The sequence below is a fragment of the Cellvibrio japonicus Ueda107 genome, assembly GCF_000019225.1.
GTDB lineage: Bacteria > Pseudomonadota > Gammaproteobacteria > Pseudomonadales > Cellvibrionaceae > Cellvibrio > Cellvibrio japonicus.
In genome coordinates this window covers 2,006,243-2,031,623 of sequence record NC_010995.1, presented here as the reverse complement: position 1 = coordinate 2,031,623, position 25,381 = coordinate 2,006,243, and the positions used below count along the sequence as shown (strand labels likewise).

Annotated in this window: 19 protein-coding genes and 1 tRNA gene; 2 read left to right on the top strand and 18 right to left on the bottom strand. The window is 52.6% G+C overall.

Annotation, left to right across the window (positions count from 1 at the left end):
- Position 1 precedes the first annotated feature (1 nt).
- From CJA_RS08610 to CJA_RS08600, 3 genes are read right to left on the bottom strand one after another with little or no spacing between them, the layout of a single operon-like run.
- Positions 2 to 778: a Na(+)-translocating NADH-quinone reductase subunit C gene (locus CJA_RS08610; RefSeq protein ID WP_012487387.1), complete on the bottom strand. Its 777-nt coding sequence runs from the start codon at positions 776 to 778 to the stop codon at positions 2 to 4.
- A complete protein-coding gene (locus CJA_RS08605) occupies positions 771 to 1,973 on the bottom strand; it encodes an NADH:ubiquinone reductase (Na(+)-transporting) subunit B (protein ID WP_012487386.1) in 1,203 nt (400 codons plus the stop codon). The genes CJA_RS08610 and CJA_RS08605 overlap by 8 nt, the downstream gene beginning before the upstream one ends.
- Positions 1,974 to 1,976: 3 nt before the next feature.
- The gene (locus tag CJA_RS08600) at positions 1,977 to 3,320 is read right to left on the bottom strand and encodes a Na(+)-translocating NADH-quinone reductase subunit A (protein ID WP_012487385.1); all 1,344 of its coding nucleotides are present in this window, start codon (positions 3,318 to 3,320) and stop codon (positions 1,977 to 1,979) included.
- 636 nt (positions 3,321 to 3,956) lie between these two features.
- Here CJA_RS08600 and mfd point away from each other — a divergent pair.
- On the top strand, positions 3,957 to 7,442 hold the full coding sequence (gene mfd, locus CJA_RS08595; RefSeq protein WP_148208833.1) for a transcription-repair coupling factor: 3,486 nt from the start codon (positions 3,957 to 3,959) through the stop codon (positions 7,440 to 7,442).
- A gap of 56 nt (positions 7,443 to 7,498) precedes the next feature.
- Positions 7,499 to 8,347 (top strand): CsiV family protein, encoded by an 849-nt coding sequence (locus tag CJA_RS08590; RefSeq protein ID WP_148208832.1) that lies wholly within the window; start codon positions 7,499 to 7,501, stop codon positions 8,345 to 8,347.
- A gap of 62 nt (positions 8,348 to 8,409) precedes the next feature.
- Here the strand turns inward: CJA_RS08590 and CJA_RS08585 are convergent, their stop codons facing one another.
- The 15 genes from CJA_RS08585 to CJA_RS08515 form a co-directional block, all read right to left on the bottom strand.
- The gene (locus CJA_RS08585; RefSeq protein WP_012487382.1) at positions 8,410 to 8,625 is read right to left on the bottom strand and encodes a cold-shock protein; all 216 of its coding nucleotides are present in this window, start codon (positions 8,623 to 8,625) and stop codon (positions 8,410 to 8,412) included.
- 302 nt (positions 8,626 to 8,927) lie between these two features.
- Positions 8,928 to 9,392 carry a methylglyoxal synthase gene (locus CJA_RS08580; protein WP_012487381.1) on the bottom strand — a complete coding sequence of 155 codons (465 nt, stop codon included), beginning with the start codon at positions 9,390 to 9,392 and terminating at the stop codon, positions 8,928 to 8,930.
- A 116-nt stretch (positions 9,393 to 9,508) separates the two neighbouring features.
- Positions 9,509 to 11,413 (bottom strand): molecular chaperone HtpG, encoded by a 1,905-nt coding sequence (gene htpG, locus CJA_RS08575; protein ID WP_012487380.1) that lies wholly within the window; start codon positions 11,411 to 11,413, stop codon positions 9,509 to 9,511.
- 216 nt (positions 11,414 to 11,629) lie between these two features.
- Positions 11,630 to 11,706 (bottom strand) — tRNA-Val (locus tag CJA_RS08570).
- A 134-nt stretch (positions 11,707 to 11,840) separates the two neighbouring features.
- A complete protein-coding gene (locus CJA_RS08565) occupies positions 11,841 to 13,037 on the bottom strand; it encodes an O-succinylhomoserine sulfhydrylase (protein ID WP_041551350.1) in 1,197 nt (398 codons plus the stop codon).
- 73 nt (positions 13,038 to 13,110) lie between these two features.
- The gene (gene purF, locus CJA_RS08560) at positions 13,111 to 14,634 is read right to left on the bottom strand and encodes an amidophosphoribosyltransferase (protein WP_012487378.1); all 1,524 of its coding nucleotides are present in this window, start codon (positions 14,632 to 14,634) and stop codon (positions 13,111 to 13,113) included.
- A 51-nt stretch (positions 14,635 to 14,685) separates the two neighbouring features.
- Positions 14,686 to 15,207 carry a CvpA family protein gene (locus tag CJA_RS08555; RefSeq protein ID WP_012487377.1) on the bottom strand — a complete coding sequence of 174 codons (522 nt, stop codon included), beginning with the start codon at positions 15,205 to 15,207 and terminating at the stop codon, positions 14,686 to 14,688.
- A gap of 130 nt (positions 15,208 to 15,337) precedes the next feature.
- Positions 15,338 to 15,928, bottom strand: coding sequence for an SPOR domain-containing protein (locus CJA_RS08550; protein ID WP_012487376.1), 591 nt, complete (start codon positions 15,926 to 15,928; stop codon positions 15,338 to 15,340).
- Between the two features lie 17 nt (positions 15,929 to 15,945).
- Positions 15,946 to 17,238 carry a bifunctional tetrahydrofolate synthase/dihydrofolate synthase gene (gene folC, locus CJA_RS08545; RefSeq protein ID WP_012487375.1) on the bottom strand — a complete coding sequence of 431 codons (1,293 nt, stop codon included), beginning with the start codon at positions 17,236 to 17,238 and terminating at the stop codon, positions 15,946 to 15,948.
- A gap of 8 nt (positions 17,239 to 17,246) precedes the next feature.
- The gene (gene accD, locus CJA_RS08540) at positions 17,247 to 18,107 is read right to left on the bottom strand and encodes an acetyl-CoA carboxylase, carboxyltransferase subunit beta (RefSeq protein WP_012487374.1); all 861 of its coding nucleotides are present in this window, start codon (positions 18,105 to 18,107) and stop codon (positions 17,247 to 17,249) included.
- A 108-nt stretch (positions 18,108 to 18,215) separates the two neighbouring features.
- Entirely contained in the window at positions 18,216 to 19,025 is an 810-nt protein-coding gene (trpA, locus tag CJA_RS08535) for a tryptophan synthase subunit alpha (RefSeq protein ID WP_012487373.1), read from the bottom strand.
- A 66-nt stretch (positions 19,026 to 19,091) separates the two neighbouring features.
- Positions 19,092 to 20,318: a tryptophan synthase subunit beta gene (trpB, locus tag CJA_RS08530; protein WP_012487372.1), complete on the bottom strand. Its 1,227-nt coding sequence runs from the start codon at positions 20,316 to 20,318 to the stop codon at positions 19,092 to 19,094.
- Positions 20,319 to 20,321: 3 nt separating this feature from the next.
- On the bottom strand, positions 20,322 to 20,969 hold the full coding sequence (locus CJA_RS08525) for a phosphoribosylanthranilate isomerase (protein ID WP_012487371.1): 648 nt from the start codon (positions 20,967 to 20,969) through the stop codon (positions 20,322 to 20,324).
- 84 nt (positions 20,970 to 21,053) lie between these two features.
- Entirely contained in the window at positions 21,054 to 21,953 is a 900-nt protein-coding gene (truA, locus tag CJA_RS08520; protein ID WP_012487370.1) for a tRNA pseudouridine(38-40) synthase TruA, read from the bottom strand.
- Between the two features lie 75 nt (positions 21,954 to 22,028).
- On the bottom strand, positions 22,029 to 25,088 hold the full coding sequence (locus CJA_RS08515; protein WP_012487369.1) for a motility hub landmark protein FimV: 3,060 nt from the start codon (positions 25,086 to 25,088) through the stop codon (positions 22,029 to 22,031).
- Between the last annotated feature and the right edge of the window lie 293 nt (positions 25,089 to 25,381).

Sequence of the window (25,381 nt, the reverse complement as noted above, 5' to 3'; positions counted from 1 at the left end):
ATTAAGCCTCTCCATTTTTCAGGTTAGTCAGGAAAGGCTTGTATCCCTTGTCGCCCATCCAGAATTTCACCAGGTTGCTCACACCATTACTGGTGAGGGTTGCACCTGATAGGCCATCTACTTTGTGCTCAGCATCCGGAGTAGCTCCATCCACGAAGCCTTTAATGACGCTCAAACGTACATCACCAGACTCAGAATAGATTTTCTTGCCGATCCAAAGCTGCTTCCACTTGGGATTATCAACCTCACCACCCAGACCGGGGGTTTCTTTTTGGTCGTAGAAACCGAACCCCTCTACGGTATTCAAGTCTTTATCCAAAGCGATGAAGCCAAACATGGTGGACCAAAGACCATAGCCGCGTACGGGCAGGATAATCTTGCTGATTTCATCACCATTTTTCACCATGAAAACTTTAGCGTATTTTTCACGGCGAATAATCTTGGCAATATCCTCTTCAGAGGAAAGTTGATCGGATAAGTCGGGCTTTTTGGCAGAAGCGGTTTGGTCAAAACGATCGAGGTCAGCAATAGCATCACTGAAGCGACCGGTTTCCAAATCCACCAGTTTTACCTCAATTTGCGCAAACTGCTCATCAACCGTTTTGCCCGGGTCGTAGATACCGGCAATGGAAAGCACGTTACGTTTAAAGTCCAGGGTTTTGTTAGCCACCTGGAGCGGACGCAAAAGCACCGCCGAAGCCGACACCAGCACAGAAGCCACAAGACACATAATGAGTGTGACTGTGATGGTGTACTTAGCTGTTTGTTGATTAGCCACGCGCCAGTCTCCTCTTGATATTGGATTGAACGACGAAGTAGTCAATGGTGGGGGCAAACATGTTGGCGAACAGGATCGCCAGCATCATGCCCTCAGGATAGGCAGGGTTAACCACACGGATGGTGATTACCATAAAGCCGATCAAGGCACCAAAAATCCACTTGCCAGTATTGGTCATGGAGGCAGACACAGGGTCGGTTGCCATGAAGAAGAGACCAAAGGCAAAACCACCTACCACCCAGTGCCACCAGAACGGCATTTGGAACATGGGGTTGCTGCTTTCAGCACCGGCCCAGTTATACAGCAATGTGGTCAGCAAGCTGCCAATCAATACACCCAACACGATACGGGTAGAGGCAATGCCCATCACCAATAGCACAATACCACCCAGCATCAGTGCCAGTGCAGAGGTTTCACCAATAGAACCCTGCTCGAAACCGATAAAGGCATCCAGCCAGCTCACCTGATTCATCACCGCATCCATACCCTGTTGTGCTGCCACGGACAACGTGGTGGCGCCGGTGTAACCGTCCACTGCAGTCCATACCGCATCGCCGGAAATTTCAGCGGGATATGCAAAGAACAAAAAGGCACGGCCGGTCAGTGCCGGATTGAGGAAATTCTTGCCAGTACCGCCAAACACTTCCTTACCGATAACCACACCAAAGCTGATCCCCAAAGCCGCCTGCCAGAGTGGCAGGTCCGGTGGACAGGTAAGCGCAAACAGGATGGAGGTGACGAAGAAACCTTCGTTGACTTCGTGGCCACGAATACTGGCGAAGAGCACTTCCCAAATACCACCCACAATAAACACCGTGGCGTAAATAGGCAGGAAGTAAACCGCACCCAACACCAGGTTATCCCAAATGCTGTTAGGGTTGTGACCGGCAAACAGGGCCGCCAGGGCACCGTGCCAGTTATCGATACCGGTAGCACCGGTGGCAGCGAGGATGGTATTTGCCTGGAAGCCGACGTTGTACATACCAAAGAACATGGCCGGCCAGGCACAGAGCCATACCGTGATCATAATGCGCTTGAGGTCGATACCATCACGCACATGAGAGGTGGACTTGGTAACATCGGCAGGCTTGAACAGACCTGTGTCAACCGCTTCGAACAGCGAGTACCACTTCTCGTATTTTCCGCCTTTGTGGAAGTGCGGTTCTATATTGTCCAGAAAGCTTCTCAGACTCATCAATTAACCCTCATTCTCGATACGGGTGAGGTTGTTGCGCAGAATCGGGCCGTATTCGTATTTGCCGGGGCACACAAAGGTACACAGCGCCAAATCTTCTTCGTCCAATTCCAGGCAACCCAGTTTTTGTGCCGTTTCGGTATCACCCACAATCAGCGAACGCAGCAACTGGGTGGGCAGGATATCCAATGGCATCACCTTCTCGTAGGAACCCACTGGCACCATGGCGCGCTCGGAACCATTAGTAGACGTGGTGAAGTCGAAGGTTTTTGAGGGAAAGAGCTTGGAGATAAAAATCCCCATCACCGAGAACTTGTTAAAACCGGCGCGCAGATAATGCAGCATTTCGCGCTCACGGCCTTCCAGTAACACACTGACCTGGGTGTGGAAACGACCGAGGAAGGTGAGATTGCCAAAGGAGCGACGACCACCAAACACAGAACCGGAAATCACGCGGTTTTCACCCGCTTTCAACTGGCCTTGGGTCAGTTGGTCCAGGTTGGCGCCCAGACGGGTACGCACCAGGCGCGGACGATCCACCTGCGGACCAGCCAGGGCTACGACACGCTCAACATTGAGGCGACCAGTGGTAAACAACTCACCGATGGCAATCACGTCCTGATAACCGATAGTCCACACGGTTTTGCTCGCACTGACAGGATCCAGGTAGTGGATGTGCGTGCCCGGGTTGCCGGCTGGATGAACACCGGCAAAGCTTTCATAGGCGATATTGGCGCCCTGCCCTTTGGGCAAGTTGGCAGCTTCTGCCTGGCAGACAAACACCTTGCCTTCGGTCAGGCGCGCCAGCAGTGTCAAGCCATTGGCAAAGGCATCTGCCTTAGCGGCGATAATCACCGCTGGGTCAGCCGCCAGAGGATTGGTATCTATGGCCTGGACAAAAATGGAATGGGGTTTGGAACCCGGGGTTGGCGACTTGCTGTAAGGACGGGTGCGAAAGGCAGTCCACAAACCGGACTGCACCAGATTCTGTTGAACCTGTTCAGCACTCAAGCCAGCCAGGTCAGCGGCGGCATATTGGTTAAACGCCAGCGCATCATCACCCTCTACGTCAATCACAATGGAGTGAAACACACGCTGGTCACCGCGATGAATGGCAGATACAACACCAGAGGCGGGAGAAGTGTAAATAACCCCTTCAATTTTCTTGTCAGCAAATAATTCCTGACCCAACTTGACCCTATCGCCTACCTTCACTGCCATAGTGGGCTTCATACCCTGGTAATCAAACCCTATGAGAGCTACCTGGCGGACTTGAGGGCCATCCTCAATAGATTGATTGGGCTTGCCGTTAATGGGCAAATCCAATCCTCGACGAATCTTTATCATACGTCTCTGCCTAGTCGTTCGTGTGGATGTTGGCCTGAAACTATTTCAGACCGCGTGGGAGCTCTTGGCACATTCTGCTGTCATAGCCAGCCGAGTGAGTCAGGTTACATCCTGGCGGGAACCTGACACCCCTTTGGGGCGACAACCTGCACCGACGAGCTGCTCGCTTGCGGTATTTACGACGCAGTACCACAAACGAGTATTCTTTGGTCGCGACTACTCCCCAGCCCAAATCATGGGACGCTTTAAAATGCTCAAGAGATTGATTTGAGAGGAGTTTTAGTCGGCCAGACAAATCCGGGCGATTATAATCATCACCCGAGCCAATAACCATAGCCAGCCTGTGCTTTTAACACGCCTTTAGCGATGATTTGACGCCCCCACCCCACATAGACTAAATTTCACGCGCCTCAAAATTGCAAATAATAATCATTATCAAAAATAAAGATTCTGCTCCATTAAAAACAGCCACTATTGACTCCGATTTATAGTCCCGATTTTTTTATAATTGATGACATACATCATTCACCCATTTAGCAACCAAGGCAGGTAAAATGCGCGGCCACTTTGCCCTCATCTATCGGCACATCCAGCAATGAGTCCAAGGCGATTCCACCTATACAGAAACCGAATGGCATGACAAACCCAACTTTCCCTTCAGGATCCCTAATACCACTGACACAACCACCGCTTTCAGATCGCCTCGGTAACCGCCAGTATTGGGGAAATCTGCACGGCAGTGCCCAGGCATTAGCTATTGTCAATGCCGCACGTAACTATGCAGGCTTAAGCCTGGTAATCGCTCCGGATACCAGCAGTGCCATCCGCCTGCAAACTGAATTGAGTTTTTTCACCGGCGGCGATGAACAACTTCCTGTGTTGCACCTGGCAGATTGGGAGACCTTACCCTACGACAGTATTTCCCCACACCAGGATATTATTTCCGAGCGTTTGCGCACGCTTTATCGATTACCCACAACCAGGCGGGGCATCCTTGTCGTCCCCATAACCACACTTTTGCAGCGTTTGATGCCGCGCAGCTATCTGCTTGGCAACAGCCTGATGCTGGCAGTAGGCGAACAACTGGATATTGACCAGCTGCGCCACAATCTTGAGCGCGCCGGATACCACGCCGTCGATACAGTTTACGAACACGGTGAATTTGCCGTGCGCGGTGCATTGCTGGATATATTCCCCATGGGCAGCGACCTGCCCTATCGCATCGATCTGTTCGATGATGAAGTGGAAACCCTGCGCACATTCGATCCAGAAACCCAGATGACGATCGATAAGGTGGAAAAAATCCAGCTGCTTCCCGCAAAGGAGTTTCCCCTCAACAAACCCGGCATCAATCTGTTCAAACAACAATGGCTGGAACGCTTTGATGTCAACCACAAGGAGTGTCCCGTATTTCAGGATATCAGTGCAGGTATCTCACCACCCGGCGTCGAATATTATCTGCCTCTCTTTTTCGATAGTTGCAGCAACCTGTTCGATTATTTACCGCAAAATACACTGGTCTATGCTCTGGGTAATTTTGAAAAATCGGCAGAGAATTTTTGGCTTGAATTGTTGCGTCGCTACGAAAGCCGTCGCGTCGACCCGTTGCGCCCACTGTTGCCCCCCAAAGATATTTACCTGAGTATTGACGAGCTCTATACCCAGCTAAAACCTTATTCGCGCACGTTTATCAGCAATGACATCCTTGAGGAGCGGGCCGGACATTATAATTTTGCCAGCTGCCAACCACCCAACCTGCCAATTCGCGCCCAAGCTGAGCAGCCCCTGGCAGCGATAGAAGCATTCCTGATGGAATATCACGGGCGTGTTCTGTTTTGCGCTGAATCCGCCGGTCGCCGCGAAACATTACTTGAACTGCTTGGCCGTATTCGCGTTCGCCCCGCACCGGCAGAAAGCTGGCAAGCATTTCTCTCCAGCAAGGAGAGTATTGCCATTACGATTGCTCCACTGGAACAGGGCTTGCAACAACAGCAACCCGATACAGTATTGATTGCCGAATCGCAGTTATTTGGTGAGCGCATCCAGCAACAACGCCGCCGTAAACAAGCGCAAGATAACAGCGAGCTGGTCGTTAAAAATCTGACGGAGCTTAAAATCGGGGCGCCGGTTGTCCATATCGACCACGGTGTTGGCCGCTACCGCGGGCTAGAAACCATTACTGTTGATAACCAGACCAATGAATTCCTCACACTTGAATACGCCGACGACGCAAAACTTTATGTACCCGTCACCAGCCTGCACCTGATCAGTCGCTACAGTGGCGCAGAAGATGACTTGGCGCCATTGCATAAACTGGGCAGCGAGTCCTGGCAAAAAGCCAAGCGCAAGGCCGCTGAACAGATCCGTGATACCGCCGCTGAACTGCTGGAAGTCTATGCCCGCCGCGCAGCGCGCAAGGGGTTTGCATTTCCCGATCCGCAAACAGCCTACGCGGCATTTTCAGCCAGTTTTCCTTTCGAGGAAACACCAGACCAACAGCGTGCTATTGAAGCGGTGGTCAAGGATATGTTATCGCCCAAACCTATGGATAGATTGGTGTGTGGCGATGTTGGCTTTGGTAAAACCGAAGTGGCCATGCGCGCGGCATTTGTCGCCAGCCATGCCGGAAAACAGGTCGCTATTCTCGCCCCCACAACGCTGCTGGCACAGCAGCACTATGAATCGCTCAAGGATCGCTTTGCTGAATGGCCCATTACCATTGAAGTGCTCTCCCGCTTCCGCACCACCAAAGAGGTCAACCAGGTACTGGAGCGGCTGGCGGAAGGAAAGGTCGATATTATCGTTGGCACCCACAAGTTGTTACAGCCAGACATTAAATTTAAAAACCTTGGGCTGTTGATTATCGATGAAGAACATCGCTTCGGTGTACGCCAGAAGGAACAGATCAAGGCCTTGCGCGCCGAAATCGACATCCTTACCCTGACCGCAACACCTATCCCGCGCACCTTGAATATGTCCATGGCAGGTATTCGCGATCTATCGATTATCGCCACACCACCAGCACGTCGCCTCTCTGTAAAAACCTTTGTCCGCACCTATGATGAGGCCGTTATCAAAGAGGCAATCCTGCGTGAAATCCTGCGCGGCGGCCAGGTGTATTACCTGCATAATGAAGTGGATACCATTGAAAAAGTTGCGCGGGAATTACAGGAGCTGATTCCGGAGGCCCGTATCGCTGTCGGCCATGGACAGATGCGTGAGCGTGACCTCGAACGGGTGATGTCGGATTTTTATCACAAACGTTTCAATATCATGGTGTGCACCACCATTATCGAAACCGGTATCGATATTCCCAGTGCCAACACCATTATTATCAACCGTGCCGATAAATTCGGTTTGGCCCAGTTGCATCAATTGCGCGGCCGCGTAGGACGTTCGCATCACCAGGCCTACGCCTATTTGTTAACGCCCGAACGCCGCGCCATGACCGATGATGCGGTGAAACGGCTGGAGGCGATCAGCGCCGCCGAGGACCTGGGTGCCGGCTTTACCCTGGCAACCTACGATATGGAAATACGCGGTGCCGGCGAACTCCTGGGAGAAGAGCAAAGCGGCCAGATCCAAACCATTGGCTTTTCACTGTATATGGAAATGCTCGACCGTGCGGTCAAGGCCATTCGCCAGGGTAAACAGGCTGATATTGAGCAGGCACTCAAGGAAAGCATTGATATCAACCTGCGCATTCCTGCCCTGATCCCCTCCGACTATTTACCTGATGTGCATTTGCGGTTGGTCATGTATAAGCGCCTGGCCAATGCCGAGAACGCAGAATCGCTACGTGACCTGCAAGTCGAAATGATTGACCGTTTCGGCCTGTTACCAGACGCGGTCAAAAATTTATTCCGGGTTACCCAGATCAAGATTACTGCCGAGCAATTGGGTATTACCAAAATCGAAGCCAACAGCCGCGGTGGAAAAATCGAGTTTTCCGGCGCTACCGGCGTCGATCCCCTGCAAATTGTCAAACTGGTACAAAGCCAACCGCGCGTGTATAAACTGGAAGGGGCTAACCAATTAAAATTCGCACAGGATCTCGAATCAACCGAAAAACGTTTGCAAACCCTGAGCGAATTGCTCGACTATTTAACCCCGAAAAGCTGAGTCTGTCGCAGTGATGTAAAACCGGGCTCACAACACCATGCGTAAAGGTTAAACACATGTTGCTATCACAAAGTCGTCTCCATCTATCGATCCTGCTGATATTGCTGACCGTCGGCGGATCATGCGCCGCCAATGCCCAGGGGCGCAATGAAGGCTGGTATCAAGTGGAATTGGTCGTATTTGCGCGGCGAAATGCCAAGACTGAAGAACACTGGCCAAGGGACATTAAGCTCCGTTACCCGAGCCGCTGGGTTGAGCTGAAAAACCCAAACCAGACAAGCAGCCATACCGACAATACCCACACATCGGCGAGTGGCAGTACCAATGTGGATTTGACCCGCGAACCCTACTGGCTACTGCCTGCAACAGAGCGCACACTCAATGACCAAGCCCATCGACTTGCCCATAACAGCGGTTACCAGCTGCTGTTTCATGAAGCCTGGCGCCAGCCGGTTACATCGGCGAAAAATGCCCAGGGTATCCTGATCAGTGGTGGCCAGTCCTATGGTAAACACCTGGAATTGGAGGGCAGTATTACCCTGAGTGTGGCGACTTACCTCAAGCTCAGCACTACCCTTTGGTTTACCCAATTTAATGTGAATGTCGACCAGGCCACAGCCCAGGAATGGCCCTCTATTCCACTACGCCCTAACTATCGCCCAGCCAGCCAGCCAGCATTAACCCTCGAAAGTGATATCAATTTGCTGGATGATCCCCTGGCCGATTGGAGTACTGCCAATGTGCTTGCAGCAGAAGAAGAATCAACTCCCTATGTTCCGCGTCAGATTGTTCTCATGAAAGAGGTGCGCGATATGCGCAGCAACGAAGTGCATTATCTGGATCACCCCCTGCTGGGTGTCATTGTTAAGGTGACGCCCTATAACCCGACCGGTACATCGCAGTAAGGCAGATAAAAAAACACCGGCAGATGCCGGTGTTTTTTTAAGTAAGTGGCCAGTAATTTTGGTTAGCTCAACAAAATCACATCTTCAGCCTGCAACCCTTTTTCGCCCTTTTGTAATTGAAATTCCACGCTTTGTCCTTCAGCTAATGAACGATACCCTTCAGCACGAATATTGCGGTAATGCACAAAGATATCTTCACTACCTTCGCCTCGGGTAATAAAGCCGTATCCACGGACATTATTGAACCACTTCACTGTGCCAATCTCGCGATCTGCCATATGAAACACCTCTACAGCTCTTAAAGCTTATTGTTATCTGCTTGGTTTGCTTCATCCGATGATTATTCAGTGTTCTATCGAACCACGGGTTCTTAGACTGATTTTTATTCCGATCACCTGATACTTAGAACGAAGCCATCAGGTGTTTACAGATATTAACAAAAGCAGGCTATAAGGCGAGTCTTTTTTTGCTGATTCTTTGCTCAAAACGGTAAATCAAACCGCATTTTGCAGCCTGACAGGTAAAAACTACCGGCAAACGTACCCCTAATCCCTGCGAATCCATCGCTCAAATCACACTGTCAATTGCCCTGGGCTCGCCTTGCCATATAAGCCGCATAATCAGGGATCAAACGCTCGACAGGTGTCGAAAAGCAGGGAGAAGCTACCATAAAATCCGCCGAAACCTGGTTGCAGGCGACCGGGATATTCCACACAGCCGCAATGCGCAGCAAGGCTTTTACATCCGGATCATGGGGCATAGGTTCAAAAGGGTCCCAGAAAAAAACCAACATATCGACCTTGCCTTCGGTAATCAGCGCACCCACTTGCTGATCGCCGCCTAAAGGACCGGAGATCAATTTATGTATGGCTAATCCGGTCTCGCGCTCAATCAGGGCACCGGTAGTACCTGTCGCCATCAGCTGGTGGTGACGCAAGGCGTCCAGGTGTTTACGACACCAAGCCAGTAAGTCCTGCTTTTTATTGTCATGCGCAACCAGTGCAATCGCTTTATTGGCAGGCAATGGGCTTTGTTTATATTCCATGAGTCAATCCTGTTCGAATTGTTGAAATCTGGACCTACATAAAAAATGACCTTGGCCAGTATCGGCCAAGGTCATTTTTTTAGCCAGTGAAACCACCCGGCACCACAAGCTGTTATTTAATGGGATAACTCAAGCAACAACTTGTTCAAGCGCTGGACATAGACGGCCGGATCTTGCAATTGCGCCCCCTCGGCGAGGTTGGCCTGGTCAAACAGGATGTGGGTCAAGTCGGCAAAACGGGGCTCATTCGCCTCTTGTTCCAGTTTTTGCACCAGTGGATGCTCGGGGTTAAGCTCAAAAATGGGCTTGGCATCAGGCACTTTCTGACCCGCCGCTTCCAGAATACGACGCATTTGAGCGCCCATATCCTGAGCCCCCACGACCACACAAGCTGGCGACTCGGTGAGGCGATGGGTGATACGCACTTCAGAAACAGCCTCATCCAATACCGTTTTCACACGCTCCAGTAAGGGCTTAAGTTGCTCAGCCACTTTTTCCTGTGCCTGCTTTTCCTCATCCGTATCCAGTTTACCCAGATCCAATTCACCCTTGCCGACATCCTGGAATTGCTTGCCTTCGAACTCGTAGAGATGGCTCATTAGCCATTCGTCGACACGGTCGGACAACAACAATACCTCAATACCCTTCTTGCGGAATACTTCCAGATGCGGACTGTTTTTGGCGGTATTGAAGTTTTCGGCAGCAATGTAATAAACCTTTTCCTGCCCGTCTTTCATCCGCGCCACATAATCGTCCAGCGATTGATCCTGCTCAGGCTTGTCGGTATGGGTAGAGGCAAAGCGCAGCAATTTGGCAACTTTGTCGCGATTGGCAAAATCTTCGGCGGGCCCTTCTTTCATGACCTGGCCGAATTCATTCCAGAATTTGCTGTAATTTTCCGGCTCGTTTTTCGCCATCTTATCGAGCATATCCAGTACGCGTTTGGTCAATGCTGAACGCATGGCATCAATATTGGGGTCTTTCTGCAGGATTTCGCGCGAAACGTTGAGGCTCAAATCATTGGAGTCCACCACGCCTTTAATAAAGCGTAAATAAAGCGGCAGGAATTGTTCAGCGTCATCCATAATAAAGGTGCGCTGAACATACAGTTTGAGGCCGCGCGAAGCATCGCGGTTATACAAATCGAAGGGAGCGCGAGCAGGAATGAACAACAGACTGGTGTAATCCAGTTTGCCCTCTACCCGGTTGTGGCTCCAGCTCAGCGGCTCGGAAAAATCATGGCTGATGTGCTTGTAAAACTCTTTGTATTCTTCGTCAGTGACATCACTGCGTGAGCGGGTCCAGAGCGCTGTTGCGGTATTGATAACCTCGTCTTCCGGCTCCTGCTTGTCGCCATCCTCGCCAACAGGATTTTGCTTTTTCATGACGACAGGGATAGCGATGTGATCAGAATATTTTTTGATGATAGAGCGCAAGCGCCAGTGATCTGCGAACTCTTCCGCATCGGATTTCAGGTGCAACTCTACGGTAGTACCGCGCGCAGCCTTTTCAACGGATTCAACGGTAAACTCAGCCTCACCGGTACACTCCCAGCGCACACCGTCACTGGCAGGACTGCCCGCGCGGCGCGTAGTGACCACAACGCGATCGGCCACAATAAAGGCAGAGTAGAAGCCCACACCAAACTGACCAATCAATTGGGCATCTTTTTTCTGATCACCCGTCAGGTTTTGCATGAAGTGCGCAGTGCCTGATTTGGCGATGGTCCCCAGGTTATCAACGACTTCCTCGCGGGACATGCCTATACCATTGTCGCTAATGGTCAGGGTTTTGGCTTCTTTATCAAAATCGATACGGATTTTCAGATCCGCGTCACCTTCATAGAGATCGCCATTGGAAACCGCTTCAAAACGCAATTTATCGGCAGCGTCCGAGGCATTGGAAACCAGCTCGCGCAGAAAGATTTCCTTATTGGAATAAAGCGAATGAATCATCAAATGCAGCAATTGTTTGGCTTCTGTCTGAAAGCCACGAGTTTCTTTGCGGGCATCAACGGTCATGATGTAACTCCTAACAGATCACGAGTAGCAGGTTGGGGAATACTAAAAAACGCAGGATTCAGCGCTTAAAACATGGGCGGACATCAATCCCGCCGAATGCTATGGGCAGGAAATGGGGCACGGGAAACAAAATTCAAGGGGTGAAAGAAGAAGCCTTTTGTATTTGATACAAAGGTTAAAAACGAAAAAAGCGCCCAAAAGGCGCTTTTTTAAAATTGGTAGGACTAAGCAGACTCGAACTGCTGACCCCCACCATGTCAAGGTGGTGCTCTAACCAACTGAGCTATAGTCCTAAAACCGTCACCCTAGCAGGTGACAGGGCGCGCACTTTACCAAGTGATCTGCATCAGGACAAGACCTGAAACAGATTTTGTTGCAATTTATGGCATTGACTGTGCGCTTAAACAACTCGCGATTACCTGGGCAATTAAACCCTGTAGTCGCCCAAACCACGGGCAAGATCCGCCTTCAGGTCATTGATATCTTCCAGGCCAACCGCAATGCGGATCAGGTTCTCCGTGATACCGGCGTCGGCTTTTTGTTCCGGACTTAAGCGCCCGTGTGTTGTGGTCGCCGGATGGACAATGGTGGTTTTAGCATCACCCAGGTTGGCGGTTAACGACATGATGCGGGTTGCATCAATGACCTTCCAGGCCTCTTCTCGCCCACCGTTAACACGGAATGACAATACACCGCCAAATGCGGATTGTTGCCTGGCAGCCAATGCATGGCCAAGATGGTCAGGCAAGCCCGCATAAAAGACCTTTTCCACTTGCGGATGTGCAGCAAGCCATTGGGCCAGGCTCATAGCATTGCGCGAATGGGCTTCCATACGCAGGCGCAGGGTTTCCAATCCCTTGAGGAAAACCCAGGCATTGAAAGGACTCATGCTGGGACCAGCACTGCGAATGAATCCCAATACCTCATCCACATACTGCCTGGGACCGGCTACAACACCGCCCAGGCAACGCCCCTGGCCATCGATATATTTAGTAGCTGAATGAACAACCAGGTCTGCGCCCAATGCCAGAGGTTTTTGTAGTGCTGGTGTACAAAAGCAGTTATCCACGACCAATAAAGCGCTGTGTGCGTGGCTGATGTCAGCCAAGCGCGCAATATCAACAACATCGCACAACGGGTTTGAGGGTGTCTCTACAAAAACCAGGCGGGTTGCCGGTGTGAATGCAGCCTCCCAAGCGGAATAGTCGGTTGGATTTACAAAAGTCGTAGATACCCCAAACTTCTGCAGGTATTTGGTAAACAATACTGTGGTCGTACCAAACACACTGCGGGAACAAACGATATGGTCGCCCGCTTTTAGCAGCGCAATGCAAGTACACAAAATAGCCGCCATGCCGGATGACGTGGCAACCGCCGTTTCCGCACCTTCAAGTGCCGCGATACGCTCTTCAAAGGTACGCACGGTGGGGTTGGTATAACGCGAGTAGACATTACCCGGCTGGCTGCCGGAAAAGCGATCAGCCGCCTCCCGGGCATTGGCAAAGACATAACTGGATGTCAGGTACAGGGCTTCACTGTGCTCACCTTCATGGGAGCGCGTTTGCCCGGCGCGAACCGCCAGGGTATCCAGTGCAGCGCCGAAAAGGGGATCAAATTCATCCATAGGATAATAACCTTCTGGTGGGCATGGCACCCGTTAGCGAGGTGCCCGGATATCATGGAGTCAGCACTGGCAATCAGCTCAGGGCACCGTTATGCAAGCCGATGGGTAACTCCATTTGCTTGTTGGATTTTTTACCGGTTTTGGCACTGTCGTTACGCATGGCAGCAAGCTTATCCAGGTATTCCTGGGTCACATCACCGGCACAGTACTCACCGGTAAAGACAGCACAATCAAACTCTGTCACCTTGTTATTGCCTTCGGCAGATGCCGCAATCAGGTCTTCCAGGTTTTGGTAGATCAACCAGTCAGCACCAATTTCACGACATACCTCTTCGTCAGTGCGTCCATGGGCAATCAACTCCGTCGCCGTTGGCATATCGATACCATAGACGTTGGGAAATTTCACCGCAGGCGCCGCTGACGCAAAATACACTTTTTTGGCACCGGCATCACGTGCCATCTGGATAATCTGTTGGCAAGTGGTACCGCGCACAATAGAGTCATCAACCAGCAATACATTTTTGCCTTTAAACTCCAGCTCAATAGGATTGAGCTTTTGGCGTACCGATTTTTTGCGCTGCTGTTGGCCAGGCATGATAAAGGTGCGACCAATGTAGCGGTTCTTCACCAGGCCTTCGCGAAATTTTACACCCAGCTTTTGCGCCAACGCCTGGCCTGCAACGCGGCTCGAATCAGGAATGGGAATGACAACGTCAATATCGTGATTCGGGCGTTCACGCAGGATTTTGTCCGCCAGCTTTTCACCCTGGCGCAAGCGCGCCTTATACACCGAAATGCCATCCATGATGGAATCCGGACGGGCGAAATAGACATGCTCGAAAATACAGGGGCGCAGGCGCGGATTATCAGCGCACTGGCGGCGATGCAACTCGCCTTCGTCAGTAATGTAAATGGCCTCTCCGGGCGCCACATCATCAATCAAGTCAAAGCCGAGCACATCCAGTGCCACGCTCTCGGAGGCTACCATGTACTCTGTTCCCTCTTCCGTCTCGCGCTTGCCGTAGACCAGCGGGCGAATACCGTTGGGATCGCGGAAAGCGAGCAGGCCATAATTGGCAATCAGCACCACCACCGCATAGCCACCGGTAACGCGTTTATGCACGCCGGTAACCGAAGCGAACATATCATCCGGGGTCGGTATCAACTTGCCCTGGGACTGCAGCTCATGGGCAAACACATTGAGCAGCACCTCGGAATCCGAGTCGGTGTTTACGTGGCGCAAATCGGTCTTGAAGAGATCCTCGCTGAGCTTGTCAGCATTGGTGAGGTTGCCATTGTGGGCCAACGCAATGCCGTAGGGAGAGTTCACGTAAAAAGGCTGGGCCAGTGCCGGACCAGAGCTTCCCGCCGTGGGATAACGCACATGGCCAATCCCCATTGAACCCACCAAGCGCTGCATGTGACGAGTCCGGAATACATCCTGCACCAGGCCATTCGCCTTTTGCTGGGACATACGACCATCTTCACAGGTCACTATACCGGCCGCATCCTGGCCACGGTGCTGAAGGATGGTCAGCGCGTCATAGAGCTGTAAATTGACGTCGCGCTTACTCACTATACCTACAATGCCGCACATAAATTTGCCTCAACTGGTAGTAACAACTTCAACACAAATTCCGCCTGTCATTCAGATTGCCTGGCCGCTACTGACGCCGCCAAACCACTGTTGAATCCAAAGGCTCAACTCGCCATACGCCGCCCTGACCCAATCCTCACAGGCGAGGAAGTGAGGGATCATCTGCGACTGACTCCACCAATCGTCCTGATTGACGGGCAAAAAACCGGGTAAAAGAATCAATAGCGCCATCACGATAATAAACGCGCGCGCTGCACCAAATACCATTCCCAGAAGGCGATCGGTTCCCGATAAACCGGTGGCGCGCACTAGCGCACCAATGAGATAGCTGAGCATGGCACCCAGCAAAAGTGTCGCGATAAACAAAACCGCATAAGCCGTCATCAGACGTACCGAGGGAGTTTCAATATGGCCAACCAACAGGACTTCAAGCTGGCCGCCAAACACACGGGCCACCAGCACGGCAGCTACCCAGATAAACAGCGATAGGGCCTCGCGCACAAAACCGCGAATAAGGCCAATAAGACAGGAAAGGGAAAAAATAGCGATGATTGCCCAGTCTGCCCAATTCATCTCACGGATAGCTCCCGGTTTAGTCTGGGATCAGAGCAGGCCGGCGCGCCCAACTCCAATCAGAGAGGCGCGCATTCTACCAGAGCCAATGCATTTATGGCGGACAATTCATAGGGATAATGGCACTGAATCAAGGCTTGAAAGGCAGTATCAAGGCATTGACCTTCAAACGCTGGTCAAGGGTTTGCTTAACCCGCCCCGCTTCAGCCTTATCCAGCAGGGGTCCTACAAAAATACGATGCACTTCGCCCTTAGTGGTGGTCGCCGTGCGAATAAAGGCCCTGTGCCCCTCACCTTGCAATTGATCGCGCAGTTTCTGCGCCGCATCCCTGCTGCTCAGGCTGACCAGTTGCACCATCCAGGCATCTGGCAACCCCTGTGCATTAAGGGGAATCTCCGGCAAGTTATCCGGCGAGGGCTTTGTTTGCACAACCTGGGCTCCACCAGGTTCCGGCAAGGGCTCTGGAGCCGGGGAAGGTACTGTTACAGCCTGGGACTCATCGGGAATAAACATGGTTTCAGGAGCCGGGGCCGGCTCTATATCGGCAGGCGATTCAGGCTCACCAAATTCCATGGTCGTGATCGTCGGGCGCTGGGGGATATGGCTTTCGGTATCAACCGCATATTGCTGCTGGTCTTTAAAAAAACTGGGCAGGAAAAGTACAGCCACCGCTGCCAGGATTCCCGCACCGATAAGGCGATGTTTATAGGCTTCTTTCACCCTGATCCCCCTGCCGGCTATTGCCCGGCCCCATCAACACCCGGAGCCAAAACCTCCAGGGCTGCTGCCACTGTAAAAAAAGAACCAAAGACCACTAACAGATCCCCCTGGACTGACACCTGTAGCAGCGCCTGCAAACAGGCTTTCATCTTGCCACTTGCCAGCGGCTCAAACCCCAGATCCTGCAGGTTTTTACGCAACTGCTCGCTGCTGGCAGCACGAGGGATATCCAGATCGACCAAAAGCCAGCCATCCATCAATGCTTGCAAATTAGCCAGGCTGCCTGGGCGATCCTTATCACTCATCATAGCCACAGCGGCAAAGACCCGTGCACCAGGATTTGTATTGCGCCAGTCGCTCAGACCTTTGGCAAGGTGAAGGGTTGCAGCCGGGTTATGGGCGACATCCAAAATAACAGTCCTGCCCTGCCAAGCGAGATGCTGGAAGCGCCCGGGAACGCGCAGTTCTGCCAGCAATGCAAATGACGCCGGAGTAACTGTTACCCCAAGATGGGTAACCGCCTCAAGGGCTGCAGCCATACTGGGCAGGGGTAATTGCGGCAAGGGCTGGTGCTCGAAATGTCCCGCGCTGCCGCTCCAACGCCAATGATTGGTGTCTTCCTGGTGATAATCAAAGTGCTTACCACGCAGGTAGCCTTTGGCCCCAAGATCGATAATTGCCTGCAGCAATCTCTGTGGAGGATCGAAGTCAGCGCAGATCGCAGGGCGTCCTGCACGGTAAATACCCGCCTTTTCAAAGCCAATATCTTCACGGTTATCACCTAACCAATCCTTGTGGTCTATATCGATACTGGTAATCACGGAGATATCTGCATCGAGGATATTGACCGCATCCAGGCGCCCGCCTAACCCAACCTCCAATACCATGGCATCAACGGATCGCGCGCGAAAAATATCCAGGGCCGCGAGTGTTCCGTATTCGAAATAGGTCAGGCTAATAGGTTCAGCAGGAGGGTTGGCATGGCAACAAGCGTAAATCCGCTCGAAGCTGTTGCAAAGGGCCTGGTCATCGACGGGTTCACCGTCAATCGTGACCCGCTCGTTATAGACCCTCAGGTGGGGGGATGTATAGACACCAACAGAGTAACCGGCAGCGCGCAACAGCGCTGCCGTTGCAGTCACACAAGACCCTTTGCCGTTGGTGCCGCCCACTGTGACGACCCGGGCTGTCGGCTGGAGCAGCCCCATTCGCCCGGCAACCAGGCGAATACGCTCCAATCCCAGATCAATCTCGCGCGGATGGCAATTTTCCAGCCACTCCAGCCAGGCTGCGAGAGAGTCAAACATCATTAGGGGTGTCAGACCGCAGCGCGACGGGTAAATTTAGCCAACAGCGACGCCAGCTTGTCACGCATTTCACCACGGTGGATGATCATATCGATAGCGCCATGCTCCAACAGGAACTCAGCGCGCTGGAAGCCTTTCGGGAGTTTTTGGCGAATGGTTTGTTCAATAATACTGGGCCCGGCAAAACCGGCGCGGGCGCCCGGCTCAGCCACATTGATATCCCCCAACAGGGCAAGGCTGGCAGAAACACCGCCATAAACAGGGTCGGTCATGACCGATACGTAGGGCGTGCCCTGCATCTTGAGACGTTCAATGACCGCACTGGTCTTGGCCATTTGCATCAATGAAATCAGTGCTTCCTGCATACGGGCACCACCCGTCGCCGAAAAGCAAACCAAGGGAATATTTTCATTCAAGGCCACAGTGGCCGCGCGGGTAAAACGCTCACCAACCACATAGCCCATTGAGCCTCCATGGAAGGCGAACTCAAACGCAACAGCAACGACAGGCATCCCTTTTAACTCGCCACGCATGGCGATCAGCGCATCTTTTTCGCCGGTGTCCTTTTGGGCCGAAGAGAGGCGATCCTTGTATTTTTTGATGTCCTTGAACTTGAGGCGATCAACAGGCTCAACGTCCGTGGCCAACTCCTGGCGATTTTGCGGATCGAGGAAGATATTGAGGCGAGAACGCGCTCCAATACGCATGTGATGATCGCACTTGGGACACACATCGAGATTTTTCTCCAGCTCCGGCTTATACAAAACCGCATCGCATTTGACACATTTTTCCCAAAGCCCTTCGGGGACTTTGTTGCTGCGCTTGGTTTCAGTGCGGGAAATACTGGGGATAATTTTTTCTAGCCAACTCATGGTTGCGTCTCTTTGTATGCCTAATCTATGTATGAATATTGGAGGTTAGCCGGGTCTGGCAAGCCGCGACATGGGTACAAGCTTACCAGAGCCGGAAACATTATATCGCTAGAGGCTATCCAGCGCCTGGCGCATCTCGCTCAGCAAGTCGCCGAGGGAGTCTGCTATTTGTGCTGCCGGCTGATCGGCCATGGCGCCCATTTTATCAACCAATACACTGCCCACCACCACACCATCGGCCAGTTGAGCAACCGCTTTGGCGGTAGAGGCATCTTTGATACCAAATCCAACACAGACCGGCAAATCGGTTAAACGACCAAATTCTGCCAGTTTAGCCTTAACCGCCTCGACATCCAGGTGACCGGCACCAGTGACCCCTTTCAGTGACACGTAATAGAGGAAACCGCTGGCGTGGCTGGCAATCTTATGCGCGCGCTCTACTGTTGTGGTCGGAGCCAACAGGAAAATATTGTCCAGGTTAACCTCATCCAGAGCCTGTTTGAGGACGCCCACCTCTTCCGGGGGCAAATCCACTGTAAGGAGGCCATCAACACCCGCCTCGGCCGCCGCCCTGGCAAATGCCTGATAGCCAAAACGCTCAACCGGGTTGGCATAACCCATCAGCACCACTGGCGTAGTGCCATTGGTCTGGCGAAACTGGCGCACAATATCCAGCGTGCTTGTAAGGCTGATGTGATGCGCCAGTGCACGCTCATGGCCGCGCTGGATAACCGGCCCCTCCGCCATAGGGTCGGAGAAGGGAACGCCCAATTCAATCACGTCCACGCCATTAGCCACCAGGGCATGCATGGCAGGCAGGGTCGCCTCGGGATAGGGGTCGCCATTCACAATATAGGCAACCAGAACTTTTTTACCCGCCGCGTTGGCGTGGGTCAGCTGTTGGGAAATTCGGCTCATCGACAACAGATCCTAAAAATGCCACTGCCGGGTAGGCCCGGCAGTGAGAGGTTATGCAGTGAAAAATTAAACCGTAATGCCGTCCAAACCGGCTACCGTCAGGATGTCTTTATCGCCGCGCCCCGACAGGTTGGCAATAATGATCTTGTCCTTGCCCAGCGTGGGCGCCAGCTTTTCAACATAAGCCAGGGCATGGCTGGACTCCAGCGCCGGCATAATGCCTTCGGTGCGGGTCACTTTGCGGAACGCAGCCAAGGCCTCGTCATCGTTGATAGCGACATAGTTCACACGCCCTATGTCCTTTAACCAGGAATGCTCAGGGCCCACACCTGGATAGTCCAAACCGGCAGAAACCGAGTGAGTCTCGATAATCTGGCCGTTTTCATCTTCCATCAAATAAGTGCGATTACCGTGCAACACCCCGGGAATACCCTTATTGAGCGGAGCGGCGTGCTTGCCGGTTTCAATCCCCAACCCGCCCGCTTCAACACCGTACATCTGGACGGACTCATCGGTCAGGAAAGGATGGAACAGGCCGATGGCGTTGGAGCCACCACCGACGCAGGCTACCAGGGCATCCGGCAGGCGCCCAGCCTGCTCCAGGCACTGGCGACGCGCTTCGCGCCCGATAACCGCCTGGAAGTCGCGCACCAGTTGCGGATAAGGATGAGGACCGGCAACCGTGCCGATAATGTAGAAAGTGTCATCCACATTGGTAGCCCAATCGCGCATGGCTTCGTTCATGGCATCTTTAAGCGTGCGCGAGCCGGATGTGACCGGAAAAACCTCTGCTCCCAGCAACTTCATACGGTAAACATTAAGAGCCTGACGCTTTACATCCTCGGCACCCATATAAACACGGCATTTAAGCCCCAGGCGAGCAGCAACGGTCGCTGTGGCAACACCGTGTTGCCCGGCACCGGTCTCGGCAATCACGCGGGATTTACCGGTGAATTTGGCCAGTAATGCCTGGCCAATGGTGTTATTGACCTTGTGGGCGCCGGTGTGGTTAAGGTCTTCGCGCTTGAGGAAAATCTGTGCGCCACCCAACTCGCGGGTCCAGCGCTCGGCAAGGTACAGCGGTGAAGGGCGGCCTACGTAATAGGCCAGGTCCTTATCAAATTCAGCCTGGAAACCCGGGTCATCTTTAAGGCGGGAATAAATACTTTGCAGCTCGTCGAGCGCATATATCAGCGTCTCGGATACAAAACGGCCGCCATAAGGACCGAAGTGGCCATCCTCGCTGGGGAATGCGCTGTAATCAATTGTAGAAAAAGGCTGGGAATTGCTCACTGTTTAGTCACCTTTCGAATTCAACTGCGCCGACGCTTGCAGGGCGCAGGTTATAAAGCGATGTATTTTTTCATGATCTTTAACGCCGGGCGCCGATTCTACACCACCACTCACATCAACCCCATAGACGCGAGTCGCGCTGATAGCATTAGCGACGTTTTCCGGTGCCAATCCACCTGCCAACACCAGTGGGCGAGACGTATGCTGCGGCACCCTGCCCCAGTCAAACGTCTCCCCGGTACCGCCGGGAACTCCCGGGCGATAGGCATCCAACAAAATCGCCGAGGCACTGGGGTATTCAGCCATAGCTGCCACCACATCCAACTCCGGACGCATACGAATGGCTTTCATGTAGGGACGCTGGAAAGATTCGCAGTAAGCTCGGGATTCGCTGCCATGGAATTGCAACAATTGCAGAGGCACCTCTGCCAATACGGATTGCACAAACCCAGGATCAGCATCGACAAAAAGACCGGTCGCTACTGTAAATGGGCCTATGCCCAAGGCTATTGCACGCGCTTGGGCTACTGACACTGCACGGGGGCTGGGTGCGTAAAAGACCAGGCCTATGGCATCGGCACCTGCCGCTACGGCAGCCCTGGCATCAACCAGGCTGGTCAATCCACAAATTTTGATATGCAGTGATTTCACACAAACACCAAAGCCATGGCAAAAATGAAGCGGCGATACTAACAGAATTCCTTATTAAAAAAACGCTGTCGGTTTTGCCGATACTCAATCCGCATCGGCAAAACCGCCCAAAGGCTCAGGAAAAAACAACGGCCCTGGCAAACAGCATGGCAGTGAAAACTCTTGTGGATAATCCACCGCCACTAAATAGAGGCCATTGGGTTTGGCCGTTGCCCCAGCCGCCGTTCGGTCGCGTGCCGCCAGAACGTCCCCCACCCAGGACGGTTTTTTGAAACCGGCTCCCACCTGCATCAACACACCGACAATATTGCGCACCATATGATGAAGGAAAGCGTTGGCACGTATTTCCATGACAATCAGCTCGCCGCGTCGCACCAGATGCAAATACTCGATCCTGCGCACAGGGCTTTTCGCTTGGCATTGGGTAGCCCGGAAAGAAGTGAAATCATGTTCACCAATCAGGCATGCCGCCCCCTGGCGCATCAACGCCACATCCAGTGGGCGCGAAGACCACGAGACCTGGTCATGCAAGAGCGCCGGCGAACTGGCGCCATCCGACATTAAATATCGGTAGGTCCGACTTTGGGCACTGAATCTGGCATGGAATCCCGGGGAAACATCCTGGGCCCAGCGAATACCGATGGTATCCGGCAAGTGAGGCCCCAGGCCACGCATCCAGGCTTTAAGGGGGCGCTGGGCGAGCGTATCAAAATGGATAACCTGGTTGGTGGCATGAACTCCGGCGTCAGTACGGCCAGCGCAGACCAGGGTAATGGGTTCATCCGCCACAATCGACAAGGCTTTCTCCAGCGACTGCTGAACAGTTTTCACACCATTGGGTTGTACCTGAAACCCATGGAAATCGGCTCCCTTGTATTCAACCCCCAACGCAACGCGCCGCATTCCCTCGGGCCAGAGATTCATATCCAACACTTCGCCATTGCGTTCGTAGGGTTTAATCCGCGGAGGATAGATTTGACTCATAACAGAAAATACCGCCTATAAAAACAAAAAGCCTTGCACAGCATGCCGTGCAAGGCTCGATGATCAACCTGCCAATCAGGCGTCTATACGACTCAGCAAATCCTGTGCTTCTGCGCGCTGGTCATCGTTACCTTCGTTAACGACTTCGGCCAATATGTCCTTGGCGCCCTCAGCATCTCCCATATCAATGTATGCCCTTGCCAAATCCAGCTTGGTCGCGGCTTCATCAGCATCAGCGAGGAAATCCAGCTCAGCGTCCATATCTTCATCAGTGATTTCAAAATTCTCGGGCGCCAGCTTGTCGAGGTCTATATCACCACCAGCGTCCAGTTCCGACAAGGCTTCTGCAAACACATCGTCATCATGGGGCAACTCAGCCGGGGAGGTATCAACGACAGGCGCGGCAGCATCAACCAATGCTTCATCAAGGAATTCCTCATCGATAGCGTCCGGTTGCGCAGGCTTATCCAGATCATCGGTGAGGTTGAGTCCCGAGCTGGGAACATTCAGGTCATCTGCATCAAACGCTGAATCCAGGCTGGTGAGTTCATGATCAAGGGAAGAAAAATCCTGGTCATTATCGAGCGCCTCCATTTCATGGTCGAGGGCAGCCAGGTCAACATCGTTAACATCCATATCCAGATTGAAATCATCCGCGGTCACATCCAGATCTTGCACATCAGCAGGGACAGCGGGGGTTTCAGGTTCTTCCAGGTCGAAACTGAATTCATCATCCAAAGCCAGATTGGCAGCACTCAAATCATCAGGCAAGGCTTCATCATCAAGACCATCCAATGCCAGGGATAACTCTGACAGGTCTTCCGCTTCTACTTCCGGCTCCAGTGACAGCGACTCACCCAGGGTATCCTGCGGGTCCAGCGCTGGCGCTGGCAGATCAGCGTCCAACTGCACATCAAACTCACCGTCATCCACCGCTGTACCGGACTCAACACCGGAAGCAGGCTCAGGATCACTGGCTGGTTCAACGTCGAGCGAGAATTCCCCCAAGTCTGATGAACTGGATAGTTCCTCCGGCAAATCCCAGGACTGGGCTGGTTCAGGTTCCGGCTGGGGATCGTCCAGCGACAGCAGGTCATCATCAAGATCCAGATTAAAATCAAGGCTGTCATCGGCAAGATCCACCGCCGCCGGAGTTGCAGCGGGCTGATCGTCTGCATGGAGGTCATCGAAATTTAAATCGTCAAAATTCAACGATTGTTCAACCGGGGAATCCACAGCCTCAGGCAGTTCCACCTCAAATTCACTCGCACCGGGAATGGCGGCACGCAACTCGCTTGCCCGCGCCAATACAGCTGCACCGCCGATAGCCGCTAACGCGGCATAGTGTTTATCGAATGAAGGCACATCACGTTGATGCGAATAGACCTCTAACAACTTGAGGCGAATATCTGCAGAACCGGGATCTTTCTCCAGCCCTTTTAACAGCAACTCTTCTGCTTTATCCAACTGGCCGTAGGCAATATGGATATCCGCCTTATCAATCACACTGACATCATCGTCAGCATCCTGATGGTCTGTACCTGCATCCAGATCCAGCTCAAAATCAGATTCCTGCTCATCGTGCAGCGCAGTTTCCGCAATAGAATCTTCCAACAATTCCTCATCTTCGATTGAGGAATCCATGGCAAATACATCCTGATCAAATGCATCATTAGCCTCAGCTTCTTCCTGTTGCTCTTTACGGCGACGATAGAAGAAATATCCACCAGCCCCCAGGATCAATACACCAAGGCCAATCCAGGGAGCATTCTGGATAGCAGTATCAACCAGGGATGGTGGTGGTGGGCTCACAACGCGCGCTGGTTTCACTGCCGCAGCAGATGAAGCCGCTTTACTGCTGGCAGCTTCAGAGCTTGCCGCAACAGGTGCTGTTGCAGGTGTCTCTGGCTCGGTAGATACAGCAGGTGCTGTTACTGCTGGCGTTGCAGCAGTTTCCGTGGATGCCGGGGGCTGCTCGGTCGATGTTGGAGCAGTAACTTGCGCTTGCTGGGTTTGCTCGGCAGCCAACTGCATGGCCCGCAATTTTTCATTACTGACCTCAACCAGGCGCTCCATGGTATCAATCTGGGCTTCCAGATCACGCACGCGCGAGGATAACTCGGTATTTTCAGCTTTGGACTTATCCAATTCCTCAAGTGTCACCGCCAATTCAGCTTCAAGGCCTGCACCAGAACCGCGATTAGCGCCGCTCCCCTGCCCTGCGCTACCTGTACCCCCTCCCGGAGCTACCAGTTTTACACGGCCTGAGGTCTGGGTTGATGCGGTATTGGCAGATGTAGTGCGACGTGAGGCATTCAACTGAGCGCCCAAACTGGCATCGCCGGTTTGGGCCGCAAATTGACGCACAGCCTCACCGGTTGAACGAGAGGTCATTTCCTCGCTGGAGGGAATACGCAACACCTGACCACGGCGTAGAAGGTTGATGTTGCCATTGATAAAGGCCTCGGGATTGGCCTCATACAGTGCCATCATGGCCTGGTGAATACTGGCACCGCTGCTGGCACCTACATCGCGGGCGATATTCCAAAGGGTGTCATTCGCTTTAATCTGGTATTCATTACCGGAAATACTACGGGATACAGCGGGACGCGTGGCAGGTGCTGCCTGGGTTGGACGCGGACTGGTCGCCTGACGCGAGGGAGCAGCCGCAGGTTTTTGCGCAACCGGAGCCTGTGTAGCGGCCGTATTAATCGCTGCTTTTGGTGCCGCATCATCGAAGGTTGGCAAATCCATCAGCAAAGTGTATTCACGCAACAGGCGCCCTGCTGTCCAACGCGCTTCTATCAGGAAATTCAGATAGGGTTCACGTACCGGGCTGCGACTGGTTACGACGACTTTAGGGCCATCGGGAGTATCGAGGCGTACATCAAATTGAAATTCTGTGTAGAAATAGAGGCGGTCAACCCCGTTGCGCTCAAAGTCAGCCGGTGAGGCAAGTGCAACCAGGATCTGTTCTGCACTTAGATCGCGGGTATCCAGCAGTTTGATCTCGGCCTCCAACGGCTGGTTGAGTGCAGACTTCAAAGTCATTTCACCCAGCCCCAATGCACTGGCGTACTGCGACAGCATGAGAGAGGAGAGACCACAGGCTAAAACCAACTGACGAAGACGCATAGCGCTATCCTTTATATTATTCCACGGCCGTAGTGCACGAGAATCAGGTTGACATTCTAGTTGATGAAATCGGTTCCGACCCTGCCCTGAATTATTGGTTTGGAACGGGTAAAAACCTCGAATGTATCTTCAGTATCGTTCGTAAGTATTCATTATAAATAGCATTTTATCAATACTCGAGGACTTGACATCGGGCCAAATACCGGCCTTTTTTGGCGCATTCCAGCCCTCTTTTGGCAAAAATGTGAAAAAAGACTGACATTTAAATCCCCATAGAGCACACCAATCGCTAT

What these genes read in the sequence shown, in the direction of transcription:
- CJA_RS08605 (WP_012487386.1), bottom strand. Translation starts at nt 1,973, where the DNA reads ATGAGTCTGAGAAGCTTTCTGGACAATATAGAACCGCACTTCCACAAA.
- CJA_RS08600 (WP_012487385.1), bottom strand. Translation starts at nt 3,320, where the DNA reads ATGATAAAGATTCGTCGAGGATTGGATTTGCCCATTAACGGCAAGCCC.
- mfd (WP_148208833.1), top strand. Translation starts at nt 3,957, where the DNA reads ATGACAAACCCAACTTTCCCTTCAGGATCCCTAATACCACTGACACAA.
- CJA_RS08590 (WP_148208832.1), top strand. Translation starts at nt 7,499, where the DNA reads ATGTTGCTATCACAAAGTCGTCTCCATCTATCGATCCTGCTGATATTG.
- CJA_RS08585 (WP_012487382.1), bottom strand. Translation starts at nt 8,625, where the DNA reads ATGGCAGATCGCGAGATTGGCACAGTGAAGTGGTTCAATAATGTCCGT.
- CJA_RS08580 (WP_012487381.1), bottom strand. Translation starts at nt 9,392, where the DNA reads ATGGAATATAAACAAAGCCCATTGCCTGCCAATAAAGCGATTGCACTG.
- htpG (WP_012487380.1), bottom strand. Translation starts at nt 11,413, where the DNA reads ATGACCGTTGATGCCCGCAAAGAAACTCGTGGCTTTCAGACAGAAGCC.
- CJA_RS08565 (WP_041551350.1), bottom strand. Translation starts at nt 13,037, where the DNA reads ATGGATGAATTTGATCCCCTTTTCGGCGCTGCACTGGATACCCTGGCG.
- purF (WP_012487378.1), bottom strand. Translation starts at nt 14,634, where the DNA reads ATGTGCGGCATTGTAGGTATAGTGAGTAAGCGCGACGTCAATTTACAG.
- CJA_RS08555 (WP_012487377.1), bottom strand. Translation starts at nt 15,207, where the DNA reads ATGAATTGGGCAGACTGGGCAATCATCGCTATTTTTTCCCTTTCCTGT.
- folC (WP_012487375.1), bottom strand. Translation starts at nt 17,238, where the DNA reads ATGATGTTTGACTCTCTCGCAGCCTGGCTGGAGTGGCTGGAAAATTGC.
- accD (WP_012487374.1), bottom strand. Translation starts at nt 18,107, where the DNA reads ATGAGTTGGCTAGAAAAAATTATCCCCAGTATTTCCCGCACTGAAACC.
- trpA (WP_012487373.1), bottom strand. Translation starts at nt 19,025, where the DNA reads ATGAGCCGAATTTCCCAACAGCTGACCCACGCCAACGCGGCGGGTAAA.
- truA (WP_012487370.1), bottom strand. Translation starts at nt 21,953, where the DNA reads ATGAGTCAAATCTATCCTCCGCGGATTAAACCCTACGAACGCAATGGC.
- CJA_RS08515 (WP_012487369.1), bottom strand. Translation starts at nt 25,088, where the DNA reads ATGCGTCTTCGTCAGTTGGTTTTAGCCTGTGGTCTCTCCTCTCTCATG.